Source organism: Streptomyces sp. IBSBF 2435, assembly GCF_036815005.1.
GTDB lineage: Bacteria > Actinomycetota > Actinomycetes > Streptomycetales > Streptomycetaceae > Actinacidiphila.
In genome coordinates, this window is sequence record NZ_JAJSYW010000044.1 from 1 (window position 1) to 21,359 (window position 21,359).

13 protein-coding genes are annotated in these 21,359 nt (G+C 70.6%); 7 read left to right on the plus strand and 6 right to left on the minus strand.

Annotation, left to right across the window (positions count from 1 at the left end; all coding sequences use genetic code 11):
• Window positions 1-79 precede the first annotated feature (79 nt).
• Entirely contained in the window at window positions 80-1,726 is a 1,647-nt protein-coding gene (locus V7E46_RS11575) for a hypothetical protein (RefSeq protein WP_333768341.1), read from the minus strand.
• A 71-nt stretch (window positions 1,727-1,797) separates the two neighbouring features.
• Here V7E46_RS11575 and V7E46_RS11580 point away from each other — a divergent pair, with 71 nt between their 5' ends.
• From V7E46_RS11580 to V7E46_RS11600, 5 genes are all read left to right on the plus strand, one after another.
• A complete protein-coding gene (locus V7E46_RS11580; RefSeq protein WP_333768342.1) occupies window positions 1,798-2,883 on the plus strand; it encodes an endonuclease/exonuclease/phosphatase family protein in 1,086 nt (361 codons plus the stop codon).
• A gap of 407 nt (window positions 2,884-3,290) precedes the next feature.
• Window positions 3,291-7,274 carry a fibronectin type III domain-containing protein gene (locus V7E46_RS11585; RefSeq protein WP_333768343.1) on the plus strand — a complete coding sequence of 1,328 codons (3,984 nt, stop codon included), beginning with the start codon at window positions 3,291-3,293 and terminating at the stop codon, window positions 7,272-7,274.
• A gap of 547 nt (window positions 7,275-7,821) precedes the next feature.
• A complete protein-coding gene (locus V7E46_RS11590; RefSeq protein WP_333768345.1) occupies window positions 7,822-7,956 on the plus strand; it encodes a hypothetical protein in 135 nt (44 codons plus the stop codon).
• A 63-nt stretch (window positions 7,957-8,019) separates the two neighbouring features.
• Complete coding sequence (locus V7E46_RS11595; RefSeq protein WP_333768346.1) at window positions 8,020-9,477, plus strand: RICIN domain-containing protein; 1,458 nt, start codon at window positions 8,020-8,022, stop codon at window positions 9,475-9,477.
• 101 nt (window positions 9,478-9,578) lie between these two features.
• A complete protein-coding gene (locus V7E46_RS11600) occupies window positions 9,579-10,922 on the plus strand; it encodes an RICIN domain-containing protein (RefSeq protein WP_333768347.1) in 1,344 nt (447 codons plus the stop codon).
• 202 nt (window positions 10,923-11,124) lie between these two features.
• Here V7E46_RS11600 and V7E46_RS11605 read toward each other — a convergent pair whose 3' ends face one another.
• From V7E46_RS11605 to V7E46_RS11620, 4 genes are all read right to left on the minus strand, one after another.
• A complete protein-coding gene (locus tag V7E46_RS11605; protein ID WP_333768348.1) occupies window positions 11,125-12,849 on the minus strand; it encodes an amylo-alpha-1,6-glucosidase in 1,725 nt (574 codons plus the stop codon).
• A gap of 67 nt (window positions 12,850-12,916) precedes the next feature.
• Complete coding sequence (locus tag V7E46_RS11610; protein WP_333768349.1) at window positions 12,917-13,702, minus strand: carbohydrate ABC transporter permease; 786 nt, start codon at window positions 13,700-13,702, stop codon at window positions 12,917-12,919.
• A 92-nt stretch (window positions 13,703-13,794) separates the two neighbouring features.
• Entirely contained in the window at window positions 13,795-14,781 is a 987-nt protein-coding gene (locus V7E46_RS11615; RefSeq protein ID WP_333768350.1) for a carbohydrate ABC transporter permease, read from the minus strand.
• Window positions 14,782-14,796: 15 nt separating this feature from the next.
• Window positions 14,797-16,059 (minus strand): sugar ABC transporter substrate-binding protein, encoded by a 1,263-nt coding sequence (locus V7E46_RS11620; protein ID WP_333768351.1) that lies wholly within the window; start codon window positions 16,057-16,059, stop codon window positions 14,797-14,799.
• 279 nt (window positions 16,060-16,338) lie between these two features.
• Between V7E46_RS11620 and V7E46_RS11625 the strand changes: the two genes are divergently transcribed.
• Window positions 16,339-17,406 carry a LacI family DNA-binding transcriptional regulator gene (locus V7E46_RS11625; protein ID WP_333768352.1) on the plus strand — a complete coding sequence of 356 codons (1,068 nt, stop codon included), beginning with the start codon at window positions 16,339-16,341 and terminating at the stop codon, window positions 17,404-17,406.
• 468 nt (window positions 17,407-17,874) lie between these two features.
• On the plus strand, window positions 17,875-19,668 hold the full coding sequence (locus V7E46_RS11630; protein ID WP_333768353.1) for an RICIN domain-containing protein: 1,794 nt from the start codon (window positions 17,875-17,877) through the stop codon (window positions 19,666-19,668).
• Window positions 19,669-19,877: 209 nt separating this feature from the next.
• On the opposite strand, the gene V7E46_RS11635 is transcribed toward V7E46_RS11630, so the two are convergent.
• Window positions 19,878-21,269: a non-reducing end alpha-L-arabinofuranosidase family hydrolase gene (locus tag V7E46_RS11635; RefSeq protein ID WP_443054127.1), complete on the minus strand. Its 1,392-nt coding sequence runs from the start codon at window positions 21,267-21,269 to the stop codon at window positions 19,878-19,880.
• Between the last annotated feature and the right edge of the window lie 90 nt (window positions 21,270-21,359).

Here is a 21,359-nt window from a genome sequence, read left to right on the forward strand (position 1 = left end):
GGGCAGCGGCCGTCCCGGACCGCCGCTGCCCCGCGGGAGGTGACACATCCGCTGCACGCCCGACCGCAAGGCCTTCGTCCTAGTCGAACGGCGGCAGCCGGTCCAGCCAGGGCGAGGGCTCGATGCCGTTCTCCGTCAGAACGGTGGCGCCACCCGCCAGGCCCACGCCGCCCGGGCCGAAGGCGGAGGGGGTCTGGCGGACGGTGGCCAGGGCGGAGGCGAGGGTCGGCGGGCCCGACGCCGGGACGGCCAGGCTCAGTTCGAACAGCTCCGACCCGGTGGTGGAGGTCCGCGCCACGGGTGCCGTGCCGTCCTCCCACGGAGCGCTCACCAGCAGTTCCGCGCGGCCGTCGCCGGTGTGGTCCTGGAGGGAGACGGCGTAGCCGAAGCCCTCGCCCGGCTTGGCGGTGGCCGACAGCGGGGCCGAATCCTCGGTGAAGGTGGCGCTCGGCCGTGCGGTGAGGCCCGCCGGGTCGCCGACGAACACGGTGACGCTGCCCTTGCCGCCCGCGCCGCGCAGCGCGCCGACCGCGAGTTCGTCGCGCCCGTCGCCGTTCACGTCGCCCGCTGCGAGCGACCCGCCCCACAGGGCGCCGGCGGACACCGCAGGAGCGGGCAGGGCGACCACGGGTGCGCCGCCGACGCCGGTCGTACCGCCGGGGGCCACCACGACGGCGCCCGAGCCGGGCGCGGCGCCGCGCAACTGGTCGGCACACAGCGCGAGATCGGCGTAGCCGGACCCGGTGAACCGGCCGGCCACCAGAGCCCGGACATGGCCGGACGTGCCGGTGCTCCCGACGTTGACCACCGCGGGGGAGGCGGCGGACAGCCCGCTCGCGGTGCCGGTCAGGACGACCGCGGCCCCCCAGGCGGCGTCGACCCCGCCGATGGCCTCGCCGGAGGCGAGCACGGCCAGGTCGTCGCGGCCGTCGCCCCGCAGATCGGCCGCGGCGAGCGAGGCCCCGAAGTGGTCGAAGGGCTCGGCGGCGCCGGCCACCGTGCCGTCGAACGACTGCGCCCCAGTGGCGGTGAGGCCGGTGGGGCCGCCGTACAGGACGGTCACCCGGCCCGCTTCGAACGCCGTCCCGACGGCCTCGCCCGGCGCGCCGACGGCGAGGTCGGCGTAGTCGTCATTGTTGAAGTAGCCGGTGATCAGACTGGTGCCGAACAGGTCCTCGGCCTCGTTGTCGCCCGGTATCCCGTCGGCGTTCTGGTCGATCCAGGTGAGCCCGCCCGTGCCTGCGCCCAGGTAGGGCGCGGCGCTCTGGCCGTACTGGACGGTCACCGCGCCGGTGTCGGGGGCGGTGCCGATCGCCTCGTGCGGATTGCCGAAGGCGACGTCCGCCTTGCCGTCGCCGTCGAAGTCGCCGGTGGCGACCGACTGGCCGAAGGTGTCGCCGAGTTCGGAGCTGCCGGGGACCGACGCCGCGCTGTCCTGGCTCACCACGGCGGCAGCCGGCCGCGCGCCGGGGGCGCCGCCGGGCAGGAGGTAGACGGAGCCGCCGAGGTCCGCCGCGCCCACCGCGGGGTCGGACCAGCGGGTCAGCCGCGCGGACGAGGCCACCACGACGTCACCGACGCCGTCGCCGTTCACATCCGTGCTGCGGGTCCGGGCCGTGACCGTGGCCCCGGCCGGCTCCGCCGCCACCACCGCGGTCGCCGCCATCGTCAGGACCAGGGCCATCGCCCAGTGGTGCCCGCGAGCGGCCTTCATCCAATCTGTCACGAGTCCCCCTTCGATCATCCGTTCGGAGATACCTTATAGTCCGGGTGACGTTCAGGGCACGGGGAGGCAAAGTGATACGTCGTCGACTCGGCGCCGTGCTGGCGGCGGTGGCCGCGGCAGCGCTGGTGTGCACGGGCGCGGTGGTGCACTCCGCGGCGTCCGGGGAATCCCGTGGCGAGAGGGCGGCGCGCGGGGTGAGCGCGGGCGCCACCACGAGCAGTGTGCGCGTGCTGACCTGGAACATCTGCGGGGAGAGCGGCAGCTGCCCGGCCCGCAACCAGCCGGACCAGCTGATGACCCAGGTCGCGAACCTCGCGGTGAGCCGCACCGCCGACGCCGTCTTCCTCCAGGAGGTCTGCGGCAACGACACCGAGAACGACCACGCGGTCGACAGCGGCAAGACCGCCGTCAAAAGCGAGGTGACCCTGCTGGGCGAGAAGCTCGGCAGCGGCTGGACCGTCGCCTTCGTGCCCTACGGCCGGCCCGCCGAGGACCGGTTCGGCAGCACGATGCCGGGCGCGGGCGGTACCACCGTCGAGTACCCCCCGCGCTATGCGAACCCGTCCGCCACCTCCGACTTCCGCTGCCGCGGGGCGGAGCTGGTGGGTGTGCAGGGCATCGCGATCGCGGTGAAGGGCACCTTCGGCGGACGCGAGGAGTTCGACCTGCACTCGCCGAAGGCCGGGCTCTTCCTCAGGGCGCTCTGCGTACGCCGCACCACCGGCACCCCGGTCCGGCTCTGCACCAGCCACCTCACCCCCAAGGGCGAGGACTACGACCCCCGCGCCGGCTTCTCCTACCGGGCCGAGCAGGTCCAGCGGCTCGGCGAGATCGTCGGGGACGGCCATGACACCGTCTTCGGCGGCGACTTCAACACCCGCCCGCCGGACGACCCGGGCAGCGGCACCGACAGCGGCATCCTGGCCCCCCTGTACGCGAGCTACCACGAGTGCGAACAGGGCCCGAGCGGCACGGCCCGCAAGGGCTCGGGCACGATGTGGGACTCCGCGAGCCCTCCCGTGCGCGCCGACCGCAAGTACGACTACCTCTTCTCCAAAGCCGCCTTCACCGCCTGCCAGGTGCAGACCGACACATCCCTGTCCGCCTGGTCGGACCACTTGCCCATGCTCGCCACAGCGTCCGTCACGACAGGCTGACCCGACCCCGCGCCGAAGGCTCTCCGCCGCATCGTCGCCGTCCGCCCCCGGCGCACGGCGAGGGCGTGTACCTGTACGACGATCCGCGTCCGTGGCCGAGAGGAATCCCGCCCCTGCGCGGCGACTCGGCCGGAGGCGACATCCGCCCACCGGCCGCCCGGCCCACCGCCCACAGGCTTCCCGCGAGCGCCGCGCGTCCGTCCCCGCCAGGCCCGCGTACGGCATGCGCCGCCCCCGTCACGCCCGCCGCGTACCCGGTGGCCACCAGGCCCGCCGGATATCCCTGAAGCTGCCCAAATCCCCCGTAGCACCGCTACATTGTGGCGTCTGTCGGCCTTCCGGCCGGGGGAGTCGCCCCGTGGGGAGCGCCGTCAGGCGTACGGGGCCGGGGGCAGGGGGAGGAACGCGTGCGCAGGTTCACGCTCGGAGCGGTGGTGCCGCTGCTGCTCGGCGGCCTGGTCGCGCAGACGCCGGCCGCACATGCCGCCTCGGCCGACCCGGTGTCGGTGGCCGCGGTCGTGCAGGGCCTGAACGTCGCCGTCAGCTGGCACGACGGCGACACCGCCGGGGTCACCGGCTACACGGTGACGACCTCGCCGAAGTCGGCGGACAGCACGGTGCCGCCCGGCGCGACCTCCGCGGTGCTCACCGGCCTCCAGCCGGGCGTGCCGTACACCGTCTCCGTCGCCGCCCGGACGGCGGAGGGCAGCGGAGCGGCGGTCGCCGCGCCCGGGACCGTGCGGACGACGCCGCCCGGCGGCTCCTTCACCGGCCTGACGCCGGCCCGGCTGCTCGACACCCGCAGCGGCCTCGGCGCCCCGGAGGGACCGACCGCCTCCGTGACGCTCGCCGTGGCGGGCCGCGGCGGGGTGCCCGCCACGGGCGTGTCCGCCGTCGCGCTGAACGTCACCGTCACCGCGCCCACCGCGGCCGGCTTCGTCACCGTCTATCCGGCGGGCAAGCCGCTGCCGAACGCGTCGAACGTCAACTACGTCAAGGGCGACACGGTGTCCAACGCCGTGGTGGTCCCGGTCGGCACCGGCGGCGCGGTCCAGCTGGCCGCCAGCAACCCGGCCCAGCTGATCGCCGACGTCTCCGGCTACTGGACGACGACCGCCACCGCCGCCCCGGCGGCCGGCCGCTTCCACGCGCTGGCCCCCTCACGCCTGCTCGACACCCGCAGCGGCCTCGGCGCGACCACCCCGAAAGGCGGCGGCACCGTCGATTTACAGGTGACCGGGCAGGGGCCGGTGCCCGAGTCGGGCGTGTCCGCCGTCGTGCTCAACACCACCGTCACCGGCCCCACCGCGAACGGCTACGTCACCGTCTACCCGACCGGCAAGCCCCGCCCGACCGCCTCGTCGGTGAACTTCGCGCCCGGCGCGACGCGCGCGAACCGAGTCGTCGTCCCGGTCGGCGCGGGGGGGCGGGTGTCGTTCTACAACCACGCGGGCACCACCCAGGTCGTCGCGGACATCACCGGCTGGTACACCGACGGGTCCGACCCGTCGGCCGGCGGCTCGTACTTCGTGGCGGTCGCCCCGCACCGGCTGGTCGACACGCGTACCGGCCTGGGCGCCCCGAAGGCGCCGCTGGGCACGGGAGGCGTACTGCCGGTGCGGGTGGCCGGAGAGGACGGCCTGCCCCCGGCGGGTACGGACACCCCGCCGACCGCGGCGGTGCTGACGGTGACCACGGTCGCGGGGGCTTCGAACACCTTCCTCTCGGCGTACCCGTCGCTGGCCGCTGTGCCCTCGACGTCCGACCTGAACGCCCCGCCGCACCGCGCGGTCCCCAACCTCGCGCTGCCGGGGCTGGGGGTCGACGGCGCGGTGAACGTCCTCAACCACGCCGGTGACGTGGCCGTCGTGGTGGACCTGTCCGGCTACTTCATCGGCGACGTGCACACCCCGGCCTCCACCGTGACCGCCCCCGACGGGACGATCAGCGCGGTGACGAACGGGCCCGACGGCCCCGAGCAGGTCACCGTCGCTCCGGGCGCCACCGCCCCGAACGTCGGTCAGATCATCGCCTCCGGGGTGACGCCGAGCACTCCGCAGGGCCTATTGGTCCAGGTCACCTCCGTCAGCACCGACGACTCGGGCGCCACGGTCGCCGCGGTACGGCCGGCCGGACTCCAGGAGGCGCTCGGCGACAGCGACATCGCCCTGTCGGCGCCGCTCGGAGCGGGCGACGTCGTGAACACCGTCAGCGGCGGCGGCACGAGCGCCGCGGGCGGGCCCGCGCCAGCCACCCCCGAGCCGATCGGACCCGCCCAGCTGCGGGCGCGGGCCACCGGGCAGGCCACGCCCCGCGCGATCAGCACCTCAGGGGCGCAGCACTGCGACGGGGACACCGGCTCCACCGCGTCCGTCTCCGCCTCCTTCACACCGACCCTGGTCTTCGAGGCCGCCCTCGGCCACTCCGGCTTCGTCCCCACGGTCACCGCGAAGGCCGGGGTCGACGTCAGCGAGCAGACCGGCCTCACGGTCGCCTTCGGCGGCAAGGTCTCGTGCAGTTGGAGCGCGACGCTCGCCACGTACACCTTCCGGCCGGTGGAGTTCGCCGTCGGCGGGGTGCCCGTCGTCATCGTCCCGGTGTTCACGGTGACGATGACCGGCAAGGCCAACGGCTCCGCCCAGCTCAGCGCGTCCATCAGCCAGACGCTGGACGCCCAGGCCGGCATCCGGTACGCCAACGGCGACGTGACGCCGTATCACGGGGTCACCCACAGGACGACCCGTACCGGGCCCGCGGTCAGCGCGGCGCGTGCCGACGCCTCGCTCTCCCTGACCGGCGACCTCGAAGGAAAGCTGTACGGGATCGCCGGCCCCGAGGCGTCGGTCACCGGGACCCTCTCGCTGGACGCCGACCCGGCGGACAGCCCGTGGTGGACCCTCGGCTTCTCGCTCTCCGCGGAGGCGGCCCTGCACATCAGCGTGCTCTTCGTCCACGTGGACGCCAGCGCCCGCTTCCCCGTGCTGTCCGCCGTGCTGGCCGAGGCCGCGGGCGGCGCGACCGGGTCGCCGCCGGTCATCACCACCACGCGGCTGCCGGACGGCACCACCGGGCACGCGTACAGCACGCAACTGACCACCGCGGACCACAGGACCGGCAGTTGGGCGCTGGCCGGCGGTTCACTGCCGCCCGGACTGACGCTGTCCGGCTACACCGTCTCCGGGACCCCGGCCGCCACGGGCACGTCCGCCTTCACCCTGCGCTTCACCGACACGCAGGGCCACACCGTGCAGGCGCCGGGCGCGCTCACCGTCTACGCCGGCAGCGCCGCTCCGACGACCGGCCGGGTCAGCGGCCGGATCACCGACACGCAGGGGCATCCGCTCGCCGGCGTCGCGGTCAGCGCGCTGGAGTGCGGCTGCGCGGGCGCTCCGGTGATCGCCTCGGGGACCACCGGAGCCGACGGCCGCTACACCCTCACCGGCCTGCCGCCCGCGACCGGCTACGGCGTCTGCTTCGACCCGGCGGACGCCACCGGCGGCATCTCCGACGCCAGCGGCTACGTCTTCCGCTGCTTCGGCCAGGACCTGGACGGCGGTGGGCCGCCCACCGGCGTCGCGGTCACCGCCGGCGGCACGACCGCGGGCATCAGCGAGGTGGCCGACGCCGGCGGAGCGATCAGCGGCAGGGTGGACGGCCCCGACGGCCGCCCGCTCGGCGACGGCGACGCCTGGGCGGCCGCGCTCACCGGCTCGGTGGGTCTGGTGCCCTCACGTGACCCGGGCGACTGGACGCACTCCGACGGCACCTACCTCATCAAGGGCATCCCGCGCGGCGACGTCGAGCTGTGCTTCATGGGTTCGGCCCGCGCCGCCTACCCGGACGGCACCGGCTTCGGCGCGTCCTGCTACGGCGGCCACCCGCTGTCGGATCCGCAGTGGACGACGCTGGTGACCCCGCGGGAGACCAACCGCGGCTTCAACGGGCGGATCGGCCGCGGCGCGGCACTGTCCGGGCGGGTGACCGACAGCGCCGGCGCGCCGCTGGCGGGCGTCTGGGTGGACGTCGAGGGCGTCTCCGGCAGCGACCCGTCCGCCTACGCGGCGGAGATCCTCACCGCGACCACCGACAGCAACGGCGATTACGCGGTCGCCGACCTCACCCCCGGCACCGACTTCGAGGTCTGCTTCAACGGCTTCGCCGCGACCGGCGGCGGCCAGGCCCCGCGCGGCTACGGCACCCAGTGCTACAACGGCGTCGCCCAGGGCTCCGAGCACATCACCCTCATCCGTCAGACAGCCGGACAGTTCCGCACCGGTGTCGACGGCCGCCTGACGAAGAACCCCGCGTCCGCCCCCGCCACGCGCCCCTCCGTATCGGCGACGGCCCCCGCACCCGCGCCCCCGGCAGTCATCGGCCGCCGGTCGCCCTGACGGGCGGGCTGCTGCGCCCATGGCGCCGACCGCTGAGCCGCGCGGTGCGATGTCTGCGCGGGCGCGGGTCTCGGGTGTTCACGCGGACTTCTCCTTGCGGCGGGGGGTGGCAAGGGCGGCGCGAGGGAGTTGGCGCCGACACGATGCCGCACGCACACTGTGCGGTAAACGGGTCAGCTCCGATTACGGCACTCTGCACCCCGGGGTATGCGGTGTCAACCTCCTTGCTGCGCCAGGCCCGTCAGGCCGAGAGAGCCCCCGGCGGGGTCCGCTTCCGAGCGATCCGGGACGCCGAGGCGTACTGGTGTATGGAGGCGCGCCTGCCGGAGGCTCACGGTGACAGGAGCCTTGTGGAACGGGTTCGGACTCACTACCGTCCTGAATGGGAGCGCTCCCATTGCCATCGCGGGCGACCGTCGCCGCAAACGGGCCGGCTTGGCAGGTATCCGCGGCAGGTCTGACCCGTGGCCCGAATCTGGAGGAGGAGCCCGTGGCAGGTGCAGGTGTCAGCCGTAGGCGTCTGACGGCGGCGTTACTGAGCGTTCCCGTGACGGCCGCGGTCTGGGCGCCGCGGGCAGCCGCGGCCGCACCGGGCCGGCACCTGGCCGCATGGGACACCGGCGGCACCATCGAGAGCGAGCTCCAGGGGCAGACCGTGCCCCCGACGGTCGAGAAATGTTAGCGCTCACATTGCTTCCTCTTCCACAGCAACGCCTCGGTCGTCCCCTACCGAAAGGAGATCGCAGTGCACACCAGAGTTCCGCGTCTGATCGCCGGAATCGTCACCACAGCCCTGATGCTGTTCGGACTGCTGGCAGGTGGCGCGACGGCGCACGCCGCGCCGGCGGCGGCCGCGTCGACCAGCCAGTTCCACGGCGTGAACTGGGCGGACCCGGACGACAACTTCATCACGGGCCCGAACATCCCGGTGGGCCTGTCGACGTCGGACAGTTACGCGACGACGTACACGAAATCCACCGCCATCCTCAAGGGCTTCCAGAACCTGGGAGCCAACACCGTCCGGCTGGGGTTCAACGCGGCGACCACCTCGGGGTCCTGGTGGAACAGCTACACCGCGGCCCTGGACGCCGCGACCGCGCTGGGCATGAACGTCATCGTCGCCCCCTGGCTGCAGGGCGGGAAGGTGGGTGACACCGCGTCCTTCAACCAGATGTGGGACACGATGATCAACAAGTACGGCGCAAAGGCCAACTTCTACTTCGACATCATGAACGAGCCGTACGGCTACAGCGCCGCCGACCTGACCAACTTCGAGGCGAACTGGCTGGCGCGCTATCCCGGCCTGTCCCGCGGCCACGTGATCGTGCCCGGCCTGTGGTCGGACGGGAATCTGTGCGCCGTCGGCGCTGACTCCCGGCTGTCAGGCACCCTGCTGTCGATCCACATCTACGGCATGTTCGGCGACTCGCACACCACCGAGGCCGCCTGGGTCAACGACTTCACCGGTAATCTCTGCGGCTACTCCGGCCGCGCCGTGCTCACCGAGTTCGGCGTCCCCATGAACACCGGCGTCAACTACAACGGCCCCAAGGACGGCAACAACGATTTGTCCTACCTCTACGCCATCACCGACACCGTACGCAGCCTCGGCATGGGCTCCGTCCTGTGGACCGGGGTCAAGCAGACCAACCAGACCCAGGGCCCCGGCCCCTGTGAGAACGCCTCCTGCGCCATCACTTCCTTGAACGGCACCGGCACCAACCTCTCCACAAGCGTCACCAACCAGTCCGGCCTCGACCGTCTCCAGTGGGGCTGGGGCACCGGCACCAACCCCGGTGGCGGCACCGACACGGGCAACACCGGCCCCCTGCGCGGCGTCGCCTCCAACCGCTGCCTGGACGTTCCCAACGCGTCCTCCACCAACGGCGTCCAAACCGCGCTCTGGGACTGCAACGGCGGCGGCAACCAGCAGTGGAACCTCACCTCCGCCAAGGAACTGCGCGTCTACGGCAGCAAGTGCCTGGATGCCTACGGCTCAGGGACCTCCGCTGGCACCAGGGTCGTCATCTGGGACTGCAACGGCGGCACCAACCAGAAGTGGAACATCAACAGCGACGGGACCGTGACCAACGTCCAGTCCGGCCTGTGCCTGGACGTCACCGGCAGCTCCACCGCCAACGGAGCCCTCACCGAGTTGTGGACCTGCACCGGAGCCGCCAACCAGAAGTGGACCCGGCAGTAGCTGCCCACAGGAGTGTCCGCGGCAGGGGCGTGCGCCCTTGCTGGCAGGTCCCTGCCGGACACCACCCCGCTTTTCATCCCCCCCATGCAGAAAGGGAAGCCATGAGACGTCGATCCCTGCTCCCAGCGGTTCTTTCCGCGCTGGCGATGGTCCTGGCGGCCGTCGGACTCACCACGACCGCCTGGTCCGCCACCACCAGCGCCGCCGCTGCCACCGGCGGTTGCGGTAAGGCGCCGACGCTGACGAGCGGCACGCACACGATTCAGAGCAGCGGCCAGAACCGCAGCTACATCCTCCGGGTCCCGGCCGGCTACGACCAGAACCACCCCTACCGGCTGGTCTTCGGCTTCCACTGGGTCGGCGGCACCGCCAACGACGTCGACTCCGGCGGAACCGACGGATACAACTGGTCCTACTACGGCCTCAGGCGACTGGCGGACAGCGCCGGCAACGGGACCATCTTCGTCGCGCCCCAGGGCATCAGCAACGGCTGGGCCAACTCCAACGGGCAGGATGTCACGTTCGTCGACAACATGCTCAGCCAGCTGGAGGGCGGCCTGTGCGTCGACACGGGACAGGTCTTCTCCTCGGGCTTCAGCTACGGCGGTGCGATGACGTACGCGCTGGCCTGCGCCCGGCCGACGGTATTCCGTGCGGTCGCGGTCTACTCCGGGGCGAACCTCAGCGGATGCAGCGGCGGCACTCAGCCCGTCGCCTACATGGGACTGCACGGCATCAGGGACAACGTTCTGCCGATCGCGTCAGGTCGGGCGCTGCGCGACACGTTCGTCAGGAACAACGGCTGCACGCCGCAGAACCCGCCCGAGCCGGCGAACGGCAGCCTGACCCACATCATCACCGCCTACTCCGGCTGCAAGGCCGGATACCCGGTGGTATGGGCGGCCTTCGACGGAGCGGGCCACGACCCGGGCCCCATCGACGGGTCGACCGGGGACGGCTGGCACACCTGGACATCGGGCGTGGTGTGGGACTTCTTCACCCAGTTCGACTCCGCCACCCCGCCCACCACCCCGCCCACCACGCCGCCGACGTCCGGCAGCCAGGGGATCGTGGGCCAGCAGTCCGGTCGCTGCGTCGACATCAACAGCTCCTCGACGACCAACGGCACGCAGGCCCAACTGTGGGACTGCAACGGCGGCGCCAACCAGAAGTGGACCTACACCTCGAACAGGCAACTCGTGGTCTACGGCAACAAGTGCCTGGACGCGTCAGGCCAGGGAACCAGCAACGGCACCGCGGCCGTGATCTGGGACTGCAACAGCCAGGCGAACCAGCAGTGGAACGTGAACTCCAACGGCACGATCACAGGCGTGCAGTCCGGTCTCTGCCTCGACGCAAGTGGAGCCAGCGCCGCAAACGGCACCAGGATCCAGCTCTGGAGCTGCACCGGAGGCACGAACCAGCTGTGGAGTCTGCACAGCTGACCGTGTCCGTGGGGCTGAGCCGGGATCCCGGCTCAGCCCGTCCGCTCGATACGCAGCCGGCGACCGCATGTGCGCGGGATAACGGCCTCGTACGGACAGCGGCAGACCGCAGCGACATCCATCCGGGCGTCACGGGGCCAGAGCCCCGGGCCGGTCGCTGCGTCGCCGCGATCCGCCGCAGTCGGCGGGCCGGCCGGCCCCCCTACGCGCGCCGGTGGTGGTCGTCGGCGAGGAGCAGGTAGCCGGCGGCGGTCCAGGTGTAGGCGCGGTCGCGCAGCCCTTCGCCGGTGACGGCGTCGAAGTTCTCGGCGAAGCCGGATTTCTCGCACAGAGCACGGAAGCGATAGCTGATGTCGTCGGCGAGCCCGGTGTGGCCGCTCCTGCGCAGGCCGTCCTCGATGAGGACGGTGGCCGGGGCCCAGATGGGGCCCCGCCAGTAGCCGTCCGGCTCATAGTGCGGCGAGTCGATGTGCTCGGTGGCCAGGCCGTGCGGGGTCAGATGCGCGGCGATGCCCTCGGCGAGGCGGTCGGCGATGTCGCTCGGGAGCCGCTCGCCGAGCACGATCGGCATGAGGTCCAGCAGGCTGCGGCTTGTGCGGAGGTCGTGTGAGAGGGGAGAGCGGCTGTGGAACCGGGCGCCGGACCACAGGTCCGCGAGCAGCGCGTCCTGGAGGCCGTCCGCCCTGCCTCGGTGCCGGGTGGCGGCCTCGGTATCCCCGAGGTCCTCGGCCAGTGCCGCCAGTTCGGCCAACTGGAGGACGAGGAAGGCCGCCAGGTCGGCGGTGATCAGCACCCGCCGGTCGTCGAAGGTGGTGGCGTTGTCCCAGCCGCTGTCGTTGCCGTGCTGGTAGTGGGGCAGCCCTTCCTCGGGTGCGGTGCGGGCCTGGAGCCAGAAGTCGGTCCACCGTCCGAGGCGGCGGTAGGTCTCCTCCAGTTCGCCGGGCTCCGGCGGGCGGGGGAGGCGTTCGCGCAGCCGTCGCAGTGCCCAGCCGTGGATGGGCGGCTTGACGAAGTTGTACAGGATCTCGGAGTGGGTGAGGGAGTCCGGCAGGGCTCCGGTCTCGTCCTGGTGGTCGAACGGGATGTGGAGCTGATCCCATGCGAGGTCCGGCACGCCCGGAGCCAGGGCGAGGGCGTTGAAACAGTGGTCCCAGCTCCAGACCTTGTCCATCCAGTGCTTGGACATCAGGACGGCGGGACGCCGTAGGAAGCCGGCCGGGCGCACGGTCGCCGACCACAGGACGTAGGCGGCCAGTTCGGCGGCGGGTGCCTCGGCCGCCGGAAGAGGGGCCACAGCGTCGGCGAACTCCCGGAAGGACTGCGCGTGCGCGGCCGCCGCGGCGTCGAAGTCCGCCGGGGCGGTGTAGGGCTGCCGTGCGCTGTCGATCTCCTCGATGACCACTTCCCAGCCCGCCTGGCCGGACAGGACCAGCCGGCGTTCGGCGCCGGCAAGCCCCTCCAGCCCTTCCGAGCCGGCGACCACGCCCGTCAGGAGGGTGACGCGGTAGCGGCGGCCTGTCTCGTAGGAGGTGAACTGGTAGGACCCGTCGACGGGGTCGCGGTAGAGGTAGGTGCCGGTGAATGCCGTCAGCTCCCGGTCCGCGGGCGTGATCGCGAGGCCCAGCTGTTCACCGCGCAACCGGACGGTGTCAGGACCCTCGTAGACCAGCGAGATCCGGCCGCTGTCGGCCTCCCAGTCCAGGGTGGTGGGAGTCGTCTTCCAGACGGTCTCCGCCCGCTCACCGGTGACCGGATGGAGCGGTACCAGGCGCAGTACCGCGTGCATGCCGTTCTGGTGGGAGACCAGATGCAGGTCCTCGGCCCGAGTGTGCTGGGAGACGACCGGCGAGATGTTGAACCATGATCCCTGGTGGCTGAACGGTATCTCCTGAATCGCGAATGCGTGGCGGTCCGGGTTGAGGGGCATCGGTGGGAACTCGATCCTTCTCGGATGTCGGTGTATCTGCAGCGGGGCGGCTCGGCAGGGCAAGGAGTCAGTCTTTTACCGCTCCGGCCGTCACACCGGCGGCGACGTACCGCTGGGCCAGGACGAGAATGACGGCAGCCGGCAGTGACGCCACGACCGCGGTCGCCATGATGGCGTTCCACTCCTGGTTGTTGTTGCCGATGTAGTGGTAGATGCCCAGAGTGATCGGCTGATGGGCGCCGCCGCTGTCCAGTGTGCTGGCGAAGACGAAGTCCGACCAGGACCACAGGAAGGCGAACAGCGACACGGTGATGATCGCGTTGCGGCTCATCGGAACCACGATGGACCGGAAGACGCGCAGCGATCCGGCGCCGTCCACCCTCGCGGCCTGCAGCAGTTCGGCGGGGATGCCGGACATGAAGGCCGTGAAGATGAGCACGGCGAACGGAACGGCCAGTGTGGAATCGGCGACGATCAGGCCGGGAACCGAATGCAGGAACCCCAGGCTGAGGTAGATGGCGTAGAAGCCCATCGCCATGATGATCCCCGGGATCATCTGGGCCACCAGCATCAGGAAGCTGATCAATCCTGCACCGCGCGGCCGCAGTTGGGCCAGCGTAAAACCGGCCGGTGCGGCGAGGAGGACGGTGACCGCGATCGTGCCCAGTCCGATGGCCAGACTGGTGCCGAGGTAGGGCAGTTGCTGGTCGAACACCTCCCGATAGCCCTTGAGTGTGACGTGCCGGGGGAAGAGGTCCGGGGGCGTCTTGCGCATGTCCTGGTCGCGGGTCAGGGAAACGTTGACCATCCAGTACACGGGGAAGAGCATCACTCCGGTGAACAGCAGGCCCATTCCCGTCCTCCATCCGCGTCCTGCTGTCACGCGCCGACGGCGTGGCTCGCGTCCGGGACGGTGGAAGCGTGCGGACGCGTCGGCGTGGGCGCTCATGGATTGACCTGCTTTCGCTGGGTGCGGATGTACACCAGGCCGAAGACGAGGGCGATCACGACGAGAAGGTTGCCCACCGCGGCTCCGGGACCGAATTCCGGCAGCAGGTTGCCGAAGCCGAGCCGATAGGACCAGGTGGCGAAGGTGGTGGAGGAGTTGCTCGGACCCCCCCTGGTCATGATCCAGATGATGTCGAAGACCTTGAGTGTGTAGACCAGACCCAGCAGGAGGGTGATCGCCGAGACCGGGCGCAGCAGCGGGAAGGTCACCTGCCAGAAGCGCTGCCAGGCGTTCGCCCCGTCGATGGCCGCCGCCTCGTTCAGCGACGCGGGAATCGCCTGGAGGCCGCTGTAGAGGACGACAAGGTTGAACGGGATCCCGATCCAGATGTTGGCGATGGTCACCGACGCGAGGGACCACGAGGGTGAGGTCAGCCAGTTCACCGGCCCGATCCCCAGCCATCCCAGCGCGGTGTCGGCGATCCCGGACTCGCTGTTGAGCATCCACGACCAGGTGGATGCCGACACGATCAGCGGCAGCAGCCAGGGCACCAGGAACAGCGCGCGCAGGGTGGCCGACAGCCGGAAGTGCTGTGCGAAGAAGACCGCCAGGGCCAGCCCGATGGCGTACTGGAAGAGGAGGGAGACCCCGGTGAAGAGCACGGTGTGCTCAAGGGCCGGCATGAAGGTCGGGTCGTCGAAGACCTTCCGGTAGTTCGCCAGGCCGGTGAAGGGCGCGTCGCCCTGCACGAAGGAGCGGACCGTGTAGTTGCGCAGCGACAGGTCGAGGTTGCGGTAGAGCGGGTAGGCGTAGAAGGCGCCAAGGTAGATCACGACGGGGGCCAGAAAGCCCCAGGCGGCCCACTGCTGCGAGCGCGGGATGTGCCGGCGGCGTGTTACCCGGGTCGGGGGGGAAGACGTCGTGCCGGGTCCCGTTCCGCCGGACGCCGCGGAAGCGTCCGGCATCGGTGCGGTGCTGTTCATCGATGGTGCGGTCCTTCAGTGGGCAGGCCGGTCGGCGGCTGAGGACTGCGCGGCGGACAGCGCGTCCTTCGGCGACTTGGACCCGGTCAGTGCCGCCTGCACCGCGCCCCACATCTGTTCCGAGATCTTGGGGTACTTCGTGCCGAGGTCGTCGCTGGTGCGCCCCTTGGCCGCCTGCACCGCCTGCACCCATATCTTCAGCTCGGGTGTGGCGGCGGCCTGCTGGTCCTGTACCTGCTTCGTCGGCCCGACGTAGGACAGCGTCGTGTCGGTGGCCAGCAGGTTCTTCGCGTTCGTCAGGCAGGTCACGATCTTGTCCGAGGCGGCGTAGCGCCCGGTGTCCTTCTGCACGGGCACGGTGACGAACTCACCGCCGGTCGGCGCGGGCGCGGTGCCGCCGGCCGCCGCGGGGATGGCGATCGTTCCGTAGCCGAAGCCCGACTTCTTGGCGTTCGCCATCTGCCAAGTGCCGTTCTCGGCGAAGGCGTACTGACCGGAGGCGAACTCCTGCCAACTGGTGGTCTGGGTGTTGTTGATGACCGAGTTGGGCGCGTAGCCCTCCTTCAGCCAGTCCTTCCACAGCGTGACCGCGGAGACGGCCTGGTCAGAGGCGAGGTCCGTCAGTTTCGCCCCCGAACCCCAGAACCATGGCAGGAACTGGAAGCTGCCTTCCTCTGTGCCGATCGCGGAGAACGTGATGCCCTTCTTGCCCGCGGCCTTCACCTTGGCCAGCGCCGCGTCGAGCGTCGCCCAGTCCTTGACCGAGGCCGGATCCACGCCCGCGGCCTTCAGGACGTCCTTGTTGTAGTAGAGCGCCAGGGTGTTCGCCCCGATGGGCGTGCCGTAGGCCTTGCCGCCGCTCTGGCCCGCGGCCAGCAGGTTCGGCTCCGCCTGGGAGGTGTCGAGCTTGTTCTCCGCCGCGGTCGTGAGGACACCCGCGTCGGCGAGCGTGGAGACGACGGGATTGTCGACGATCAGGACGTCGGGCGAGTTGCCCTGCTGCGCCGCGAGCAGCGTCTTGTTGGTCAGATCCGTGGTGTCGAAGCTCGTCCGCTTCACCTTCACACCGGCCTGGCTGCCACAGCTCTCCACCAGCTTCACCCAGTCAGAAGTACCGTCGAACTGCGGGTACGGGTCCCAGACGGTGTACGTGCCGCCGGCCGCGGTCGAGCCGGACGGCCCGTCCGAGGACGAAGACCCGCACGCGGTGGCTGTGGACCCCACCACCACGGCGGCCAGCGACGCGACAACGAACCGCCGCCGGGCGGAAGTATTCATGGCGCTTTCCCTCTCGCTTGGTTGCCCGCTCCGCGGTGACGACGGCGGAGCCGCTCGCGGCTGCACGACGGGGCGATTCCCTGTGTTCGCGAATCGGTTCGACTGTGAACGTAGAACCCCCGCACATACCCGTCAAGACTGCTGCGGCAACCTTCCCGCTACGCGAGGACATCTCGCCGTTACGGCGGCCCCGGCGACGGCGGACGACAGTGGCCCCTGTGTCCCGAATCGATTCGTGGCTAGTAGGATCCGTTATGGCGTACGGGCGTGAGGAGCGGTATGAACATCGGGGAGATCGCGCGGCGAGCGGGCGTGTCGCGCAGCACGGTGTCGTACGCGCTCAGCGGCAAACGCCCCGTCGCTGCCGGTACCCGTAAACGTATCCAGCACGTCATCGACGAGCTGGGCTACCGGCCCAACGCGACGGCGCGGGCGCTGAAAGAGGGCAGGACCCGCACGATCGGGCTGGTGATCCCGCCGGCCGGCAACCGGCTCACCCACATGCAGCTGGACTTCGTCGCCAGCGTCGTCGACTCCGCGGCCGGTGCCGACCTGGACGTGCTGCTCTCCCCGTCCGGTGGCGACCACGACCGGTCCTTCGAACGGCTCATCTCGGAAAGCCGCGTCGACGGTGTGATCCTCATGGAGATCCGCATGGAGGACGCCCGGGTGGGCCGGCTCCTGAAAGCAGGGCTGCCCTTCGTCGGGATCGGGCACACGGCGGACGACCAGGCGATGTGCTGGATCGACATCGATTACGCCGGCCTGATCCGCCACACCGTCCGCCACCTGGCCGACCTCGGCCATGGAAAGGTCGCACTGATCAGCCGCTCGCCCGAACTCGTCGCCGCGGGCTACGGCCCCGCGATCAGGGCCCGGGAGGGGTTCACCGCCGCGGTCAGCGAGCGAGGCATGGAAGGTGTCGAAGTCGCGTGCGGGGACGACGCCCGCTCCGGCCAGGAGACCATCGAGGACCTGCTGCGGGAGCACCCGGACCTCACCGCCGTCACCACCGTCAACGAGGCCGCCCTGCCCGGCATCCAGAGAGCGCTGGACGAGGCGGGACTGAACGTGCCACGCGACTTCTCGGTCACCGGTGTCGCGGGCCAACTGTGGACCGACGACTTCCGTCCGCCCCTCACCGCGGCCCACGTGCCGGCCATCGACATGGGTGAGAAGGCCGTCTCCCTGCTCATCGAACGCATCGCAGCCCCGCAGACGCCACCCCGCCACATCCTGCTCGCCCCACCCATCTCCCTCCGCTCCAGCACCGGCGCCGCCCCCGCTCACCGCGCCCGGGGCGCCGCTCCCTCTCCGGGCGGCCCCGGCAGCGCAACCCGCGCCTGATCACCACCAGCCCCTGCACGGAGCAGCTTCCGCACCGCGGCCGGTAGCGGCGCGGCCGCCCAACCGCCGGTCGGCCTCGATCCGTCAGCCATTCGCACCCGGAGCGGCTCGGTCTGCGCTGTCACGGGCTAGTGACATGTAACACCTCATTGACCGTGGCGACCGCCAGTCGTAATATCCGTCGAACCGATTCCTACCAATCGGTTCGACAGGTTCACCTCACAGCCGCACCATGCGAGAGCTTGGGCCTGACCGTGCTCGATACCCGTAGGCGGCAACTGCACACCGGACGTACTCCTCAGCGTCCGGCACCGACGGTTGTCCGCCGACCGAGCCCTTCGCAGGCGGACCTCGGTCCGGCCGGCCCGATAAAGAGCACGGGTACCGCGTGCGGTGCACAGCCCCGGATCTCACCGTCCCGCCACGTCCCGTCACGGTGCAGTGACGGCCAGCCGTAGGAGGAAGCCGATGAGGAAGAGAAAACCGGGCCGTCTGGCCATGGCAGCAGCCACCGCGTTGGGGCTCGCCGCCCTGCTGGTGATGCCGGCTGAGGGCCACGCCGCCGCAGGAAAGTCGCTGAGCGTGGATCTCAGCTCCGCGCGAGGACCGTCGACAGGCGTAGGGGAAGGCTTCCTCTACGGGATCACCCAGGACGGTACGCAGCCGGCCGACCAGTATCTGCAACCGCTGGGCATCAACGCCTTCCGCGGCGGCGGCTGGTTCTCCGGCGGCTGGGTCAAGGACAACTACTCGTACGGGTCGGCCACGAAGGCCGACATCGCCTCGATCACCGCGCAGGCCAAGCGGCTGACGCAGTCGCCCTATCACGCCCAGTATCAGGTGCTCATGAGTGACCTGTGGGGCAACAACGGCGGGCAGCCGTCGAACGAGATCTACCCCTGCGACAACGGCAACTGCTCGAACTGGATCAGCTTCATCGACACCACGGTGGCCGCCCTGCAGGCGACCGGTCTGCCGTTCGCCTACGACATCTACAACGAGCCGGACATCTCGGTGTTCTGGACACGGGGGATGAACAGCACCCAGTACTTCCAGATGTGGGACAGCGCCTACAAGGAGATCCGCCGGGTCGCTCCGAACGCGAAGATCGTGGGTCCCTCTCTCGCGTTCACACCGCAGAGCAACCCCGGTGAGTGGAACACCTGGCTGGCCCATGTCAAGGCCGCCGGGACGGTTCCCGACATGATCACCAACCACGACGAGGGGGACGTCGACGACCCGGTCACCGTCTCGCAGTCCCTCAACAACGCGCTGTCCGCCAACGGCATCTCCGCACGCCCTCTGTCGGCGAACGAGTACCAGCCCGCCGACCGGCAGACCGCCGGGGTGACGGCCTGGTACCTGGCGCGGTTCGCGCAGTCCGGGTACACCAACGCGATGCGCGGCAACTGGTCCTGCTGCACGACGCCGAACCTGACGGGAGTCCTCACCCAGAGCAACGGGACCTGGCAGCCCAACGGCAACTGGTGGGCCATGCGCACCTATGCCGACATGACGGGGACTCTCGTCAACACGTCCGGGATGGTGGGCTCGACCGCGATCTCCGCGTCGGAGGACAGCACGGCCAGGCGGGCGGTCGCAGTGATCGGTGACAGCAACGGCTACACGGGCGCCGCCTCGGTGACCTTCAACGGCCTCGCCTCCGTGCCCTGGCTGGCGAACAACGGTAGCGTCGACGTGACCGTCGAGCGCATCCCCGACCAGTACCCGCTCAGCGCGCCGCAAGTCGTCTACAACCAGAACGTGAGCACGTCGTCCGGCTCCATCACCGTGCCCGTCACGTTCCAGGCCACGCACGACGCCTTCGCGGTCTACGTGACTCCGGCCGGATCGTCGAGCGGGGGCACCAGCGGCGCGCTGCACGCCGTGGGTGCGGGCAAGTGCCTGGACGTGCCGAACTCATCCACCACGGCCGGCACTCAGACGCAGATCTGGGACTGCTCGGGCGGGACCAACCAGATCTTCACCCGTACGTCGTCGAACCAGCTGAGCGTCTACTCCGGCAGCAGCCAGATGTGCCTGGACGCGAACGGCCAGGGGGCGAGCAACGGCACCAAGGTCATCATCTGGTCCTGCAACGCCCAGGCGAACCAGCAGTGGAACGTCAACTCCAACGGCACCGTCACCAGCGCTCAGTCGGGGCTGTGCCTGGACGTGACCGGAGCGGGTACCGCCAACGGCACACTGGTCGAACTGTGGACCTGCAACGGCGGCAGCAACCAGCACTGGACGCTCGGGTAAGGCACTGCCTGCACGGTGGGGCGGTCCACCGCCACCGATGACGGGGCGCCTCTCCCTTGCGCGGGGTGAGCGGGTAGTCGGGATGGGTTCCGGCTACCCGCGCGGGCGCACGCGAGTGTCGGTGTAAGGGCTCCAGGACATGGGGCGCCCGGCGCTGCCCATGGGGGAACCCCGGCCGGAGATGGCCGGGGTTCCTCATGCGGTGGGGGTCAGTGCTGGAGGGTGAGGACTGCGGGGCGCCAGGGCAGTTGGTCGTAGCTGCCGCCTGCGTTGGGGTTTTTGCCCTGGTAGAGGAATTGGAGGTTGCAGGGGTCGATGGTCATGGTCTGGTCGGGGTTGTTGCGGACGAGGTCGCCGTGGCTGATGTCGTTGGTCCAGGTGGCGCCGCTGTTGGCCTTGCCGGCGAAGGGGTTGCTCTCGCTGGCGGCCTGCGGGGTCCACGAGCCGCTGAGGCTGGATGCCGTGTACGAGCGGAAGTACCGTCCGTTGGCACCTATCGCCTCCACGATCATGAGGTACTGGCTCTGGCCCTGGACCTTGTAGACCTGTACCGCCTCGAACAGGTTGTTCGTCGAGTCGCTCATGACGGTGGTGTACGACGAGCCGAAGCTGCCGGGGAAGTTCCCGATCGGCATGCTGGCGCGGTAGATCTTGCCGTTGTCGCCGGCGAAGAAGAGGTACATGTTCTGGCCGTCGCCGATCAGGGTCTGGTCGATGGGGCCGGTGCCGGAGCCGGAGATGCTGCCGGTGAACAGCGCCTGCGGGGCCGACCAGCCGTTGGGGTTGGCGGGGTCGCTGGAGGTGCGGTAGATGAAGGGCCAGGCGCCCCACTGGTAGGCCAGCACCCAGATGTTCTTGGGCGCGAAGTAGAACAGGGTGGGTGCCACCGTGGACTGGCTCATCCCGGTCTGGCCGGCCGAGGCCATGTCCGACCAGTTCGTGAAGGGGCTGAATGCCATCGAACCGTAGGACGATCCGTTGACGTTCGAGGCGTAGACCAGGTGCTTGCCGTTGTAGACCACGTTGGTGAAGTCCTTCAGCGAGACCCACCCGTTCGCCGGCTGCGCCAGCGCACCTGTCGACGACCACCGGTACGTGGACGGAAGAGAGCACGTACCACCCGACGTCGGCGGGGTGGTGGGGGGCGTCGTCCCGGACAGGCCGGACCAGCTCTGGTTGCTGGCGCCGTTGCACGTCCAGATCTCCACCGCCGTGGTGTTGGCCGTGGCGGCGCCGGTGACGTCCAGGCACAGCCCGGACTCCACGCCGACGATCGTGCCGTCGGAGTTCACCCGCCACTGCTGGTTCGCACCGCCGCTGCAGCTCCAGATCTGCACCCGGGTGCCGGCCGTGGTGGCGTGGCCCGGGACGTCCAGGCACTTGTTGCCGTAGACGGTCAGCTGGTTGCTGGACGTCAGAGTCCACTGCTGGTTCGTCCCACCCGAGCAGTCGTAGATCTGCAGATACGTACCGTCGGTCTGGCTGGAGTTCGGCACGTCCAGGCAGCGGCCGGAACCAGCGCCGCGCAAGGCGCCGCTGGTGGCCGCCTGGGCCGGATTGGCGACGAGCATCGCCGCCACCACGCCCACGGTTGCGAGCATCGAGGCGAGCGCCACAAGCAGACGCCTGTGGCGGAATCTTCCTCCGTGCATGGGGGACCTCCTGATCCCTGAGCGATCGTTTCCCGGAGG

Coding starts and splice junctions, on each gene's coding strand:
- V7E46_RS11600 (WP_333768347.1), top strand. CDS start 9,579: ATGAGACGTCGATCCCTGCTCCCAGCGGTTCTTTCCGCGCTGGCGATG.
- V7E46_RS11605 (WP_333768348.1), bottom strand. CDS start 12,849: ATGCCCCTCAACCCGGACCGCCACGCATTCGCGATTCAGGAGATACCG.
- V7E46_RS11610 (WP_333768349.1), bottom strand. CDS start 13,702: ATGGGCCTGCTGTTCACCGGAGTGATGCTCTTCCCCGTGTACTGGATG.
- V7E46_RS11615 (WP_333768350.1), bottom strand. CDS start 14,781: ATGAACAGCACCGCACCGATGCCGGACGCTTCCGCGGCGTCCGGCGGA.
- V7E46_RS11620 (WP_333768351.1), bottom strand. CDS start 16,059: ATGAATACTTCCGCCCGGCGGCGGTTCGTTGTCGCGTCGCTGGCCGCC.
- V7E46_RS11625 (WP_333768352.1), top strand. CDS start 16,339: ATGAACATCGGGGAGATCGCGCGGCGAGCGGGCGTGTCGCGCAGCACG.
- V7E46_RS11630 (WP_333768353.1), top strand. CDS start 17,875: ATGAGGAAGAGAAAACCGGGCCGTCTGGCCATGGCAGCAGCCACCGCG.
- V7E46_RS11635 (WP_443054127.1), bottom strand. CDS start 21,269: ATGCTCGCAACCGTGGGCGTGGTGGCGGCGATGCTCGTCGCCAATCCG.